The sequence below is a fragment of the Pseudaminobacter soli (ex Li et al. 2025) genome, assembly GCF_003012705.1.
GTDB lineage: Bacteria > Pseudomonadota > Alphaproteobacteria > Rhizobiales > Rhizobiaceae > Pseudaminobacter > Pseudaminobacter soli.
The window spans coordinates 84,850-97,568 of record NZ_PXYL01000012.1 but is presented as its reverse complement, the minus strand read 5'-3'; the positions used below and the strand labels follow the sequence as shown (position 1 = coordinate 97,568).

General features: G+C 61.4%; 14 protein-coding genes. 9 read left to right on the top strand and 5 right to left on the bottom strand.

Features of this window, described 5'->3' with window-relative positions; genetic code table 11:
* Positions 1-34: 34 nt before the first annotated feature.
* From mutM to C7I85_RS21230, 5 genes are all read right to left on the bottom strand, one after another.
* Positions 35-922 (bottom strand): bifunctional DNA-formamidopyrimidine glycosylase/DNA-(apurinic or apyrimidinic site) lyase, encoded by an 888-nt coding sequence (gene mutM, locus C7I85_RS21250; protein ID WP_106726032.1) that lies wholly within the window; start codon positions 920-922, stop codon positions 35-37.
* Positions 915-2,153: a phosphopentomutase gene (locus tag C7I85_RS21245; RefSeq protein WP_106726031.1), complete on the bottom strand. Its 1,239-nt coding sequence runs from the start codon at positions 2,151-2,153 to the stop codon at positions 915-917. The genes mutM and C7I85_RS21245 overlap by 8 nt, the downstream gene beginning before the upstream one ends.
* A 115-nt stretch (positions 2,154-2,268) precedes the next feature.
* A complete protein-coding gene (locus tag C7I85_RS21240; protein ID WP_106726030.1) occupies positions 2,269-2,880 on the bottom strand; it encodes a TadE/TadG family type IV pilus assembly protein in 612 nt (203 codons plus the stop codon).
* Between the two features lie 58 nt (positions 2,881-2,938).
* Positions 2,939-3,532, bottom strand: coding sequence for a TadE/TadG family type IV pilus assembly protein (locus C7I85_RS21235; protein WP_106726029.1), 594 nt, complete (start codon positions 3,530-3,532; stop codon positions 2,939-2,941).
* Positions 3,533-3,676: 144 nt separating this feature from the next.
* On the bottom strand, positions 3,677-4,111 hold the full coding sequence (locus tag C7I85_RS21230; RefSeq protein ID WP_106726028.1) for a pilus assembly protein N-terminal domain-containing protein: 435 nt from the start codon (positions 4,109-4,111) through the stop codon (positions 3,677-3,679).
* A 301-nt stretch (positions 4,112-4,412) separates the two neighbouring features.
* Between C7I85_RS21230 and C7I85_RS21225 the strand changes: the two genes are divergently transcribed.
* The 9 genes from C7I85_RS21225 to C7I85_RS21185 all read left to right on the top strand — a co-directional run bounded on the left by C7I85_RS21225 (position 4,413) and on the right by C7I85_RS21185 (position 12,718).
* Positions 4,413-4,586, top strand: coding sequence for a Flp family type IVb pilin (locus C7I85_RS21225; RefSeq protein WP_106726027.1), 174 nt, complete (start codon positions 4,413-4,415; stop codon positions 4,584-4,586).
* A gap of 56 nt (positions 4,587-4,642) precedes the next feature.
* Positions 4,643-4,816: a Flp family type IVb pilin gene (locus C7I85_RS21220; protein WP_106726026.1), complete on the top strand. Its 174-nt coding sequence runs from the start codon at positions 4,643-4,645 to the stop codon at positions 4,814-4,816.
* A gap of 194 nt (positions 4,817-5,010) precedes the next feature.
* Positions 5,011-5,532 (top strand): A24 family peptidase, encoded by a 522-nt coding sequence (locus tag C7I85_RS21215; RefSeq protein WP_106726025.1) that lies wholly within the window; start codon positions 5,011-5,013, stop codon positions 5,530-5,532.
* Between the two features lie 256 nt (positions 5,533-5,788).
* Complete coding sequence (cpaB, locus tag C7I85_RS21210) at positions 5,789-6,601, top strand: Flp pilus assembly protein CpaB (RefSeq protein WP_106726024.1); 813 nt, start codon at positions 5,789-5,791, stop codon at positions 6,599-6,601.
* 8 nt (positions 6,602-6,609) lie between these two features.
* Positions 6,610-8,190, top strand: a complete 1,581-nt coding sequence (locus C7I85_RS21205) for a type II and III secretion system protein family protein (RefSeq protein WP_245445032.1) — start codon at positions 6,610-6,612, stop codon at positions 8,188-8,190.
* Positions 8,191-8,204: 14 nt separating this feature from the next.
* Positions 8,205-8,909: a CpaD family pilus assembly protein gene (locus C7I85_RS21200; protein WP_106726023.1), complete on the top strand. Its 705-nt coding sequence runs from the start codon at positions 8,205-8,207 to the stop codon at positions 8,907-8,909.
* Between the two features lie 2 nt (positions 8,910-8,911).
* On the top strand, positions 8,912-10,189 hold the full coding sequence (locus tag C7I85_RS21195; protein WP_106726022.1) for an AAA family ATPase: 1,278 nt from the start codon (positions 8,912-8,914) through the stop codon (positions 10,187-10,189).
* Between the two features lie 29 nt (positions 10,190-10,218).
* Entirely contained in the window at positions 10,219-11,691 is a 1,473-nt protein-coding gene (locus C7I85_RS21190; RefSeq protein ID WP_106726021.1) for a CpaF family protein, read from the top strand.
* A 13-nt stretch (positions 11,692-11,704) separates the two neighbouring features.
* Positions 11,705-12,718: a type II secretion system F family protein gene (locus C7I85_RS21185; RefSeq protein ID WP_106726020.1), complete on the top strand. Its 1,014-nt coding sequence runs from the start codon at positions 11,705-11,707 to the stop codon at positions 12,716-12,718.
* Position 12,719 lies beyond the last annotated feature (1 nt).

Sequence of the window (12,719 nt, the reverse complement as noted above, 5' to 3'; positions counted from 1 at the left end):
CGCTGGGCCATTGGCGGCCCACGTTCCGGTTAGTCTAGCGCTGGCAGCGCGGGCAGTAGAAAGTCGACCTGCCGCTCTGCACGATGCGCTCGACATGGCCTTTGCAGCCGGGCGTGCGGCAGGGTTGGCCTTCGCGGTCGTAGACCGAGAAGGAATGCTGGAAATAGCCGAGCGAGCCGTCCGCATGCACATAGTCGCGCAGCGACGAGCCGCCCGCTTCTATGGCGTCGGCAATGACAGAACGGATGCTTGATGCCAGGCGCTCGCTTGCCTCCGCGGCCTTCTTGCCCGGCTTGGCTATCGTGCCGGCAATCCTGAGCGGCGACAGGCCGGCGCGCCACAGCGCCTCCGACACGTAGATGTTGCCGAGCCCGGCAATCAGACGCTGGTCCAGCAGCGCGGCCTTGAGGGGGCTGCGGCGGTCGCGGAAGAGTTCGGCAAGCAGCTTGCCGTCGAGCGCATTACCGGTCGGCTCGACGCCGAGCCCGGTCAACATCGGATGCTCGGCGCCATTCTCCGCGAAAAGCATGAAGCCGAAACGGCGCGGATCGTTGAAAACAATGCGCGTCGGCTCGCCTTTCGGCGGTTCGAGATGGAAGACCACGTGGTCGTGCGCGGCTGCCTTCGGTCGTTCGTGATGGAAGTCGCCGGGCGATTGCGCCTGATCGTCTGTTTCGACCCGGAAGGAGCCCGACATGCCGAGATGGCAGATCAGAACCGGCGCGTCCTCGATATGTGCTGTCAGGTATTTCGCCCGCCGACCGAGCGAAATGATCCGGCGCCCTTCGAGCCGTTCCGCAAAGCGCTCGGGAAACGGGAAACGCAAATCCGGCCGGCGCGTCTCCACGCGCATGATGCGCGCGCCTTCCATTGCCGGCTGCAAGCCGCGCCGCACGGTTTCGACTTCGGGCAACTCAGGCATTTTTGGCGATCGCCGGATAGAAAGAGGTGCCGTGGCGCCCGCGCGCCAGGCCAAGATGTTCGGCCACCGTCTCGCCGATGTCGGCGAAGGTCTTGCGCAGGCCGATATCGCCGCCCTGCAGGCCCGGTGCGATGCCGACGACCGGCACGCGCTCGCGCGTGTGGTCGCTTCCCGTCCAGGTCGGGTCGCAGCCATGGTCGGCGGTCAGCAGGAGCAGGTCGCCGGGTTTCAGTTTCGAAACTGCCTCCGGCAGCCGTTTGTCGAAGGCTTCAAGTGCGGCGGCATAGCCGGCAATGTCCCGGCGATGGCCGTAGAGCGTGTCGAAGTCGACGAAATTGGCAAATACCAAGTCGCCGTCGCGTGCATCGTCCATAGCCTGAAGGGTCGCATCGAAAAGCGCCATGTTGCCGGCTGCCTTGCGCACTTCCGAAACGCCTTGATGAGCGAAGATGTCGCCGATCTTGCCCATGCCGATGACCTTGCTCCCACGCGCGGTGAGGCGGTCAAGCAGGGTCGGCTCGGGGGGCGGGACGGCGAAGTCGCGGCGGTTGGCGGTTCGTTCGAAATCCGCCGGGCTCTCGCCAACGAAAGGCCGCGCGATGACCCGCCCGATGTTCAGCGGATCGACCAGCCTGCGCACGATGCGGCAGAGCTCGTAGAGGCGTTCGAGGCCGAAATGGGTCTCGTGGGCGGCGATCTGGTAAACAGAATCCGCCGACGTGTAGCAGATCGGCTTGCCGGTCCGGATATGCTCCCCGCCATATCTCTCGATGATCTCGGTGCCCGAGGCATGGCAGTCGCCGAGAATTCCGGGCAGCTTCGCTTCTGCGACGATCTCGGCGGTCAATCCGGATGGAAACGTCGGGACTGTCTGCGGAAAATAGCCCCAGTCGAAGGGCACCGGCACGGCGGTGATCTCCCAATGGCCAGACGGCGTGTCCTTTCCGCTCGACACCTCTTCGGCAGCGCCGTGGAAGGAGGAGGGCAGGGCGGCTTGGTCCTCGCCGAGCGAAAATCCGGTCGCAGTTGCTGACGCCCGCCCAAGGCCGACCGAGAGCATGTTGGGTACGTTCAGCGGGCCCTTTCGCAGCCCCTCGCGGTCCGCGGCACCCGTGGCGCAAGCTTGCGCGATATGGGCGAAAGTGTTTGCGCCGGCGTCACCGAAGCGGTCTGCATCCGACGCGCCACCGATGCCGAAGGAGTCGAGAACGAACAGGAATGCACGCGCCATCGGAAACTGGGCTCACCTTTGCCGGGACAGTGCCTCACAGATAGGCTGCGCGGCGGTCGTTGGCAATTCGGAAGCGAGCGCGACCGATCTTCCGATGCGGTCGCGATATGCCGTATCAGCAGCCGTCGCAGCTTATGTCAGCGCTCATGCGCGGGCGCAGATAGTACGTTCCGCCCATCGAGATACTGTCAAAGGCCGAGGTCAGGCCTAGCGTCTTCTTTTGCGATGGGGACCAGGTGATGAGCGGCTTGTAGTCGAGGGTGCTCGTGACGCGGACAAGGAAGGTGCCCTTGATCTTGAGCTGGTCGGGTACGGAGGTAGTCGAGTTGACAGCAAATGGCATGCTGTAGACCCCCTTCACGATCTGTCTCGACCAGGCAACCTGCACCTTGGGGGTGGCGTCATTGGTAATCTGGATTCCCGTCACGACGATCGTCGGGATCGAGCGATTGTAGGGCTGGATAACAGCCTGGCCGAGCTGCATGATGGCTTCGAGATCGGCCTTGGCGATCTTTCCTGGCTGCTGGGTCACGAGATCGGCGACCATGCTGCCGATGCGGCTGACTTTCTTGCTGGCCTCCAGGCCAAGCGACAGCTCCATGCTGACGAAATAAAAGCATAGCAACAGCGGCGCGATCAGCGCGAACTCTACTGCCCCGATTCCGCGACGGTCTGCCCGCAGCCGCGACAAGGCGCGCCAAAATCTCGTCAAATCCATTCGTGTCATATGCGCCCCCGCACCAACGACATTTGCCCTATCCCTGACTTTAACCCGGCGAAACGCGTCAGTTCTCGAACGGCTCGTTCTGCCAGATCGCGGTTGCGGCCAGTAGGATCTTGCCGCCCTTGATGTTCGACATGGATGCCCGCATGAAATCTGTAATCACCGGCCACTTGTAGTAGACCCGCAACATGTTCCTGGTCTTCGCAAGGCCCGGGTTGATGCCAAAATCGGAGGTGTCGAGGTCGCGATCGGACCCAGTCCCCGTCAGCTTGGTCTTGATATTGAGCGCATCGGCGAAGGTTGCGAACTGCCGCAGATCAATGAAGAGATTCGGGCAACCCTTTGCAACCATCACCTCCAGGCGGCCGCAGATCATCTCACGAACCTTCGCAGCCACAACGGCTTGATTGTTGGCATCGGGCTTGAGCTGGCCTGTGCGGAACTGCCGGGCGACGTCGTCTGCGGCTCCGGACACTACCTGTTGTGCCGTATAGGAGACGCAACTCTCCAGTATCGCAAAGACGAGCATCGTGAAGGGGATGGCGAGCATCGCGAATTCGATCGCCGTGGCGCCGCTCGCGTCACGTAGGAAAAGGCCAAGCAGGCCTCGCCGTGCGCGTTTGCCAGACTTTCTTGCGCTCAACTCGATGCTCATGGCCGCTTCCTGCCGATACCAAACTGAGTTTCGCGACAAAATTAGCGCAAACTCATTGAAGTCCGGTTTGGAGGGCCGCTAGAATTTTGCCGCCTGCATTTACCGGCCGGTAACTGTCGCCGCAGCGCCCAGGCGCTTTGATAATTAGCGGCTCGTATTCATCTCGGCTTCGGATACCCGTTCAGCCTCGCTCTTGTAGGAGCTTTCGCAATAGGGCGTGCAGGACATCGTCTGCACCTCGGCGCGCCTGTAGATGCGGACGGAAGAAGCGGAATCGCGTGCGACCGTCACTTGCTCGTCGACAATAGGGGAGCCTTCCTTGTCGAGTGCCACGATGTTGGTCACCCCGAAGCCTTTGCCGGTCAGCACAATGGTCGTGGCATCCTGCACGGTCGCGTCGGCGATGAGCGGGTTGCCGACGACGATGGTATCGGCGGGGCGCGCCAGCCGGATGATCTTGGCCTGGTTCATCACCACGTCTATTCCAGCTCCGGCGATGGCGGGGGACGCAGGAACTGCAGCCGCGGCAAGGCCGGCCGCTAGCGTGGCAAGGCAAGTGGAGAAATTCAGCCTGGTCATGCGGCGCTCCGCCCGGAATAGGTCTTAAACGGACTATGAACATCATTGGTGAACCAAGCGTTAAGCGCGGTCTGCGCCATAGGGTACAAAAAGAAGAAGAAATCCGAGCTTCGGAAAGTTCGATTTTGCCGAGCACTTTTACCGCCCGGTTAACCACAAGTTTTGGCTGCAAGTAGAAAGCTTTTGGTAAGGCTGTTCGTTAAGCCGATCGAAAGAGCTGTTCACTAGGTTGGAGCCATCCGATCAATGCACCAGAAGATTGACGGAAGTGCTGTTAACACGTGGAGCAAGGAGCTCTGAAATGGCCAATATCTTCGCACGTTTTGTGAAAGACGAATCCGGCGCGACCGCTATCGAATACGGTCTGATCGCCGCCCTCATCGCGCTTGCCATCATCACCGGCGCGACCGCTCTCGGCAACAAGTTGAACTCTCAGTTCAACGCCATCGCCAACAAGATGGTCACCCCGAGCTAATAGTCGGAAATCGATCGCCGACGATCTCGTTGGTACCTAGAACAAGGAGTTCTGAAATGGCCAATATCTTCTCGCGTTTCGCGAAGGATGAGTCCGGTGCGACTGCCATTGAATACGGTCTGATCGCCGCCCTCATCGCGCTTGCCATCATCACCGGCGCGACGACTCTCGGCAACAAGCTGAATGACCAATTCAATGCCATCGCGAGCAAGCTGACCACCCCATCGTAATGGTCTGACATCGATGGCCGCGCCTGTTCAGGCGTGGGCCGAAATGAAAAAGGGGTCGCTTTCGGCGGCCCCTTTTTCGTTTCTGGGATGTGGAAGTTCAACTGAAGGCCAGCCGCACATTGAGGCGGACTCATCAATCCTTAACACGAGGCTTCCATACTTCAGGTCTTCAACATCCGGACATTCGTGACGCCATGCTTGTTGCGCTGATCTTTGTGGTCTTTCCGTTCTGCATGCTTTTCGCAGCGATATCCGATTTGCTGTCCATGACGATCGCAAACCGGGTTTCCCTGTTGCTACTCGGCACCTTCGCGGTCGTGGCGCCTTTGACGGGCATGGATTGGTCCGCTTATGGGCTGCACTTCGCCGGTGGCGCAGTGGTGCTTGCCGTTACGTTCATACTATTTGCCCTGGGAGGCATGGGCGGGGGCGATGCGAAGCTCCTGGCGGCGACCGCAGTTTGGATGGGTTTCGGTACTCATCTGCTCGAATATCTGGTGGTCTCGGCTTTCCTCGGTGGCGTCTTGACCCTCGGCATACTGAGCTACCGCGGTTCAGCTATCGCCATGTTTACCGGCAGGAACATGTTCTTGCGCAATTTTGCCGACAAGACTGTCGGCGTTCCCTACGGGATCGCGCTCGGTATTGGCGGGCTGATCGCCTATCCGGAATCACCGCTTATGGTCTGGGCAATCGAGCAGCTCGCAGCGAAATAGCGACTAAGAGTTGCTTGGATTTACTATGCAGCTTTGCTGGCAAAGCGTTGATTGATCTCGGTCAGCCATTTCCCTTGCTCTCGGAAAAATTTTGAGGCGTGGGCACGTTTTACGCCCAAAGACGCAAGGCTGCGCCGCCGTCAAATCTAAACTCTAAATTAATCACGACCGTAAGGGCTTCGTTAACCATAAGTTGACGATTGGGTCTGCATTGTCTGCCTCGGCTGAAAGGGTTGCGAAGGCGAGGTTCAGGCAAATGGCAGCATCCCGTTTGATTATTCTGAGCGTGGCTGTTGCTGCGGCTGGCGGCGCGGGTTACGTCGCCAAGAACATGGCGACCGGCGCGCCGGAGACTGTTGCCCTGGCCGGCCCCCAGGAGCCGGCAATTCGGCTTTCCGACGTTCTGGTTCTAACCGGCGATGTGCCCATGGGCGCTTCCGTGGATGGCCATATCGGCTGGCAGTCATGGCCGTCCGATGCGGTCAACGCCAATTTCATAACGCGCTCGGCCGAGCCGGATGCGCTCGACAAGGTGAAGACGTCGATCGCCCGCGTCGCGATGTATTCCGGCGAACCATTGCGCCGTTCCAAGCTCGTTGGCGACGGGCAAAGCTTCATGTCCTCCATCCTGCCGAGCGGCAAACGTGCCATCGCAACGCGCATCGCGGCCGACACCTCGGCCGGCGGCTTCATCCTGCCGAACGACTACGTCGACGTGATCATGACGCGGCGCGTCAACAGCGAAGTCGCCAGCAGCGATTACATCACCGATACCGTCCTCAAGAACATCAAGGTTCTGGCCATCGACCAGGCCATCCAGGAGGATGAAGAGGGGCGCCGCGTCAAGGTCGGCGAAACGGCGACGCTCGAACTGACGCCGCAACAGGCGGAAATCATCACCGTTGCGCAGCAGATGGCCGACCGTTTGTCGCTTTCCCTCCGTTCGGTCGCCGATGCGCAGGAAAATGCAACGGACGAGGCCGATTACCTCGTCTCCGGCAACGGGCGGCGCGGCATCGTGCGCCTGATCAAGTCGGGCGAGGTGACGGAAGTGGGGGCGAAGAAATGAGGCTGAGCATGAGAAAGCCGGTTACCGGAGTGGCCGCCGGCCGCAGCCTCGCCAGGATGGTTACCGTCTTCGCGACCAGCGTAGCCATGCTCTTTGCCGGAGCCGGCCCGAATGCCAGCTTCGTCGCTGGGGCGGAGGCCGGTACGGCCCATATCGGCTCTTCGACGAGTGGCGGCCAGCGCATCAAGCTCGGCCTCAACAAGTCGATCGTCATCGACCTGCCGGCCGACGCCTACGACATTCTAGTCGCCAATCCGGCGGTTGCGGATGCAGTCACGCGCACGGCCCGGCGCATTTATCTGTTCGGCAAGTCGGTCGGGCAGACCAACATTTTTGTCTTCGGGCCGAACGGCGAGCAGATCGTCAGCCTCGACCTCGCCGTCGAGCGCGACGTCGCGGGGCTGGAAGACTATATCAAGCGCTTCATCCCCACCTCCAACGTCAAGGTTGAGCTGATCAACGACAACGTCGTCCTGAATGGAACGGTGGAGACGCCGCTCGACGCCAAGCGCGCTGTCGACCTGGCCAATGTCTTCGTCAGCGGCGGCGAGGCAACGACGGGCCAATATTCGCAGACCGCGGCGGGCGGCTCCGCTAATGGCGGTGTCGACATCAACAATCCCGATTTTGAGCGGCGCGTCAGCAAGATCGTCAACCTGCTGCAGATCATCGGCGAAGACCAGGTGACCCTGAAGGTCACGGTCGCCGAAGTCAGCCGCAACGTCATGAAGCAGCTCGGCGTCAATATGTTCGCGGCGGGCAATTCGGACGGCATCACTTGGGGCGGCATCGTCGAAAACTCGTTTGGCTTGGGCAAGCCGCTTTCGGCGTCGGGACTGACCATCAATTCCTCGACGCTGAACGCCTATATCAATGCCATGGAACAGGCCGGCGTCATGAAGACGCTTGCCGAGCCGACGTTGACCGCCGTTTCCGGTGAAAAGGCGACGTTCAAGGTCGGTGGCGAATTCAATCTCGTCACCGGGCGTTCGAACACGGTCTCGGACGAAAACAAGACCGGCGAGACGACCTACCAGCTCGATAGGGTCGAATATGGCATCGGCCTCGAATTTCAACCGGTGGTCCTGTCCCCCGGCCGCATCAGCCTGAAGGTGCGCACCTCGGTTTCGGAACCGACCAATGAAGGCTCGGCTCAGCTCGAGGGTTTGGTTGGCAACAAGAACAGGACCGGCTTCCTGGGCACCAACATCATCTCCATCCGCAAGCGCCTGGCCGACACGACCGTGGAACTGCCGTCGGGCGGCTCGATGATGATCGCCGGCCTTGTCCGCGACGACGTCAGGCAGGTGATGAACGGCCTGCCGGGTCTCGCCAAGATCCCTGTGCTGGGCACGCTCTTCCGCAGCCGCGATTTCGTCCGCAACGAAACCGAGCTGGTCGTGATCATCACGCCCTATCTGGCAAAGCCTGTCGCCCGCAACGAACTGGCGAAGCCGGACGACAATTTCAATGCCGCGAGCGACGGGGCCGGAATGTTCCTCGGCAGGATCAATCGCGTCTACGGGACGATGCAGACCAACCTGCCGAACGGCCGGTATCACGGTGTCGTCGGCTACATCTACAAGTGATCGAGGAACCTGACATGTCTCAGGCAAGGTTTGGCTTCAAAGTCGTATCGCCCGTAGCCGCAGCCCTGGCGGTCGCTCTGCTCGCAGGCTGTGCGCAACACGACAGCATCACCGTCGGCGCGATCCCGGACGACTATCGGACCAATCATCCGATTGTCATCGGCGAGAGGGAGCAGGTGATCGATCTGCCCGTCGCGATCAGCGACCGCGGCATGACCCAGATCCAGCGCGTGGCGCTGAAGGGCTTCCTTGCGGACTACGATCGCAGCGCTGTCCCGCCACTCACCATCCTCATTCCCGCCGGCGCCCCGAATTCGATTGCCGCGGCAGAGGCGGGCCGCGAATTCGCCGCTCTCGCAAGGGCGAGCGGTGTTCCGGCTGGCAGGATCATCATTGCGCCCTACCAGCCGCCGGTCGTGAACGTGCCCGCGCCGATACGCGTGAGCTACCCCAAGATGCGGGCCTATACCGACCGGTGCGGTCGGTGGCCGGAGGACCTGGGGGACACCACACAGAACAAGCACTACAGCAATTTCGGCTGTTCCTATCAGAACAATCTAGCGGCCCAGGTTGCCAATCCCGCAGATCTTCTCGGTCCGCGTCAGCCGTCCGAGATCGATGCCCAGCGGCGTGAGGCGGTCATAGACGGCTACCGCAAGGTGCCATTCTACAGTCCCGTGCCGCAGCGCGAAGTCGAATATACCGCACAGGGTCGGTAAACATGGAAAACCTGGCATACGACCCCGATCTGGAAAACGCCCCGACGCCGCAGGATGTGGCTGCCATGGGCGCGTTGCGGCCCGTTCCGCGCATCTCGATCCAGGCCTTTTGCGAAACCGACGGTGTCGCAGGCCCCATCGAGCGTGCCGGCGAGGATCGCCGCATGGCCAAGGTGCATCTCAAGGTGCATATGGGAGGCGTGCCCACCGCGATCGAGTTCTATCACTCGGCGCCGACCCCCAATCTCATCATCCTGGAATCGCGCAGCGAACCCAAGGCGCTGCTCGAGTCGCTGCGCGAGCTCTCCGAGGTCTGCGATCCCAGCACCAAGGTGGTGATCATCGGCCATTACAATGATGTCGGCCTCTATCGTGAACTCATCCGTTCCGGCATCTCGGAATATGTCGTGGCGCCGATCTCGATGGTGGACGTCGTCAGCGTCATTTCCTCCATCTTCGTCGACCCGGATGCCGAGCCGATCGGCCGCTCGATTGCCTTCATTGGCGCCAAGGGCGGCGTGGGCTCCTCGACCATTGCCCATAACGTCGCCTGGAGCATGTCGACGCTGTTCAGCTCGGAGGTGATGGTTGCCGATCTCGATCTTGCCTTCGGCACCGCGAATATCAATTTCGACCAGGATCCGGCGCAGGGCATCGCCGAAGCCGTGTTTTCGCCCGAGCGCGTCGATGAAGTGTACCTCGACCGGCTTCTTGCCCAGTGCGCTGAGCGCCTGTCGCTGCTGGCAGCCCCGTCGACGCTGGACCGCGTCTATGATTTCGACTCGGAAGCCTTCACGCAGCTCATCGATACCGCGCAGCGCAGCGCTCCGCTTCTGGTGCTCGACGTTCCGCATATCTGGAGCGGCTGGTCGAAGAACACTCTGATGAAGGCGGACGAGGTCGTCATCACCGCCACGCCGGAATTGGCCAACCTGCGCAACACCAAGAATCTCATCGACATGCTTGCGAAGCTGCGCCCGAACGATGCGCCGCCCAGGTTGATCCTCAACCAGGTCGGCGTGCCCAAGCGACCGGAGATTTCGGCCGCGGATTTCGCCGAGCCGCTTGGGGTGACGCCGATGGCTGTGATTCCCTTCGAGCCGCAGCTGTTCGGCAATGCGTCCAACAACGGCCGCATGCTGGGCGAGATGGACGCCAAGAATCCGATCGTGCAGACCATCAACGAGATCTCGCACGTGCTGACTGGCCGCAGCGAGCTCAAGAGCAAGAAGAAGGCTGGTTTCGGTAGTCTGCTCGACAGGCTGAAGCTGAAGAAGTGATCGCGGGTCTAAAGGACGGGTAGTCGAACATGTTTGGTCGAAGAGGTACCGGTGACGGAAGCAGGGCGCAGCCCGAATTCCGCGCGCCCGCTCCGGCAGCGACGGTTCAGCCCGTTGTAGAAACACGTATCGCGGCGGAGGCTTCCACTCCTCGTCGGGCAGTGGAGGCCCCGTCGCTGGCGCCGGAGCCGCGCAAGCCGGCGGTGCAGCGCGAGCGCAGCGAAACCTACTACGACACCAAGTCCCAGGTCTTCTCCGCGCTGATCGACACGATCGACCTGTCGCAACTCGCAAAGCTCGATCCCGAGAGCGCGCGCGAGGAAATCCGCGACATCGTCAACGACATTATCGCGATCAAGAACTTCGCGATGTCGATTTCCGAGCAGGAAGAGCTGCTCGAGGACATCTGCAACGATGTGCTTGGCTATGGTCCGCTCGAGCCGCTGCTCGCCCGAGACGACATCGCCGACATCATGGTCAACGGCGCCAAGCAGGTCTTCATCGAAGTCAACGGCAAGGTCGAGCAGACAGGCATCCGATTCCGCGACAACCAGCAGCTGCTGAACATTTGCCAGCGCATTGTCAGCCAGGTCGGCCGCCGCGTCGACGAATCCTCGCCGATCTGCGACGCGCGCCTGCCAGACGGCAGCCGCGTCAACGTCATCGCCCCACCGCTAGCGATTGACGGCACCGCACTCACCATCCGAAAGTTCAAGAAGGACAAGCTGACGCTCGATCAGCTCGTCCGCTTCGGCGCGATTTCGCCCGAGGGCGCGGAGGTGCTGAAGATCATCGGTCGGGTCCGCTGCAACGTCATCATTTCCGGCGGTACCGGCTCGGGCAAGACCACATTGCTCAACTGCCTGACCAACTATGTCGACCGCGATGAGCGCGTCATCACCTGCGAAGACTCGGCCGAACTCCAGCTGCAGCAGCCGCACGTGGTGCGTCTCGAAACCCGTCCGCCCAACCTCGAAGGCGAGGGCGAGGTGACCATGCGCGATCTGGTCAAGAACTGTCTGCGCATGCGTCCCGAACGCATCATCGTCGGCGAGGTGCGCGGACCAGAGGTCTTCGACCTCCTGCAGGCCATGAATACCGGTCACGACGGCTCGATGGGCACCATCCACTCGAACAGCCCACGCGAGTGTCTGAACCGCGTGGAATCCATGATCGCCATGGGCGGCTATTCGCTGCCGCAGCGCACGGTGCGCGAGATCATCGTCGGCTCGGTGGATGTCATCATCCAGGCCGCGCGCCTGCGCGACGGCTCGCGCCGCATCACCCACATCACCGAGGTGATCGGCATGGAAGGCGACGTCATCATCACGCAGGACCTCGTTCTCTACAACATCAAGGGCGAGGACGCTTCCGGGCGATTGGTCGGCGAGCATGTCTCGACCGGGATCGGGCGCCCGAATTTCTGGGATCGTGCACGCTATTTCGGCGAGGAGCAGCGCCTGGCCGCCGCGCTGGAGGCCATGGAAAAGCGGGCGGAGTGAGAGACCGGGTAAGATGTTCGGTATCGACCTGACAATATTGGCTTTCATCGCTCTGGCCGGCTTGAGCGCCGGGGCGGTGGCCTATGCCTTCCTGTTCAAGTCCCTCGAAAACGAGAAGAAGGCGGATCGCCGCCTTCAGGCCGTGAAGGCTGCGGAGACCGATCGCTCGGTAGTGAAGGCCGCGCGCGAGCGGGCCAATGAAATCAGCAAGCGCCGCAAATCCATCCAGGACACGCTGAAGGATCACGACGAAAAGCAGAAGGCAAAGGATCGGGTCACCAAGAAGCCGCCATTGCGGATACAGATCCGGCAGGCGGGCATGCAGGTGTCGGTCGAGCGCTTCTACATGTATTCGGTGATCTGCGGCCTGGTCGTCACCTTCCTGGTGTTCCTGGCCGGCGCGCCGCTGTTGATCCTGCCGGGCGCATTGGTGGCCGGCACCATTGGCCTGCCGCGCTGGTTCGTCTCCTTCAAGCGCGCGCGCCGCGTAAAGGCATTCCTTAACGAATTTCCCAACGCGCTCGACATCATCGTTCGTGCAGTGAAGTCGGGCCTGCCGCTGAACGATGGCGTGAGGCTGATTGCCAATGAAGCGCCCGAGCCGGTGCGGACCGAATTCCGTCGCATCGTCGAAGCCCAGCAGCTTGGCCTTTCGATCCCGGAAGCAGCCATGAGGATGGGAGAAACCATGCCTTGTCCCGAGGCGAATTTCTTCGGGATCGTCATCCAGATCCAAAGCCAGGCGGGCGGCAACCTGTCGGAGGCCTTAGGCAATCTCTCGCGGGTGCTGCGCGACCGCAAGAAGATGAAGGCCAAGGTCCAGGCTCTCTCCATGGAAGCCAAGGCGTCGGCGGCGATCATCGGGGCGTTGCCCTTCATTGTCGCCCTCCTCGTCTATATCTCCAGCCCCACCTATATCATGCCGCTCTTCACGACGAGCACGGGCCATCTCATTCTCGGCGTTTCCGCCGTCTGGATGTCGATCGGCATCTTCGTCATGCGCCAGATGATCAACTTCGAGGTTTAGT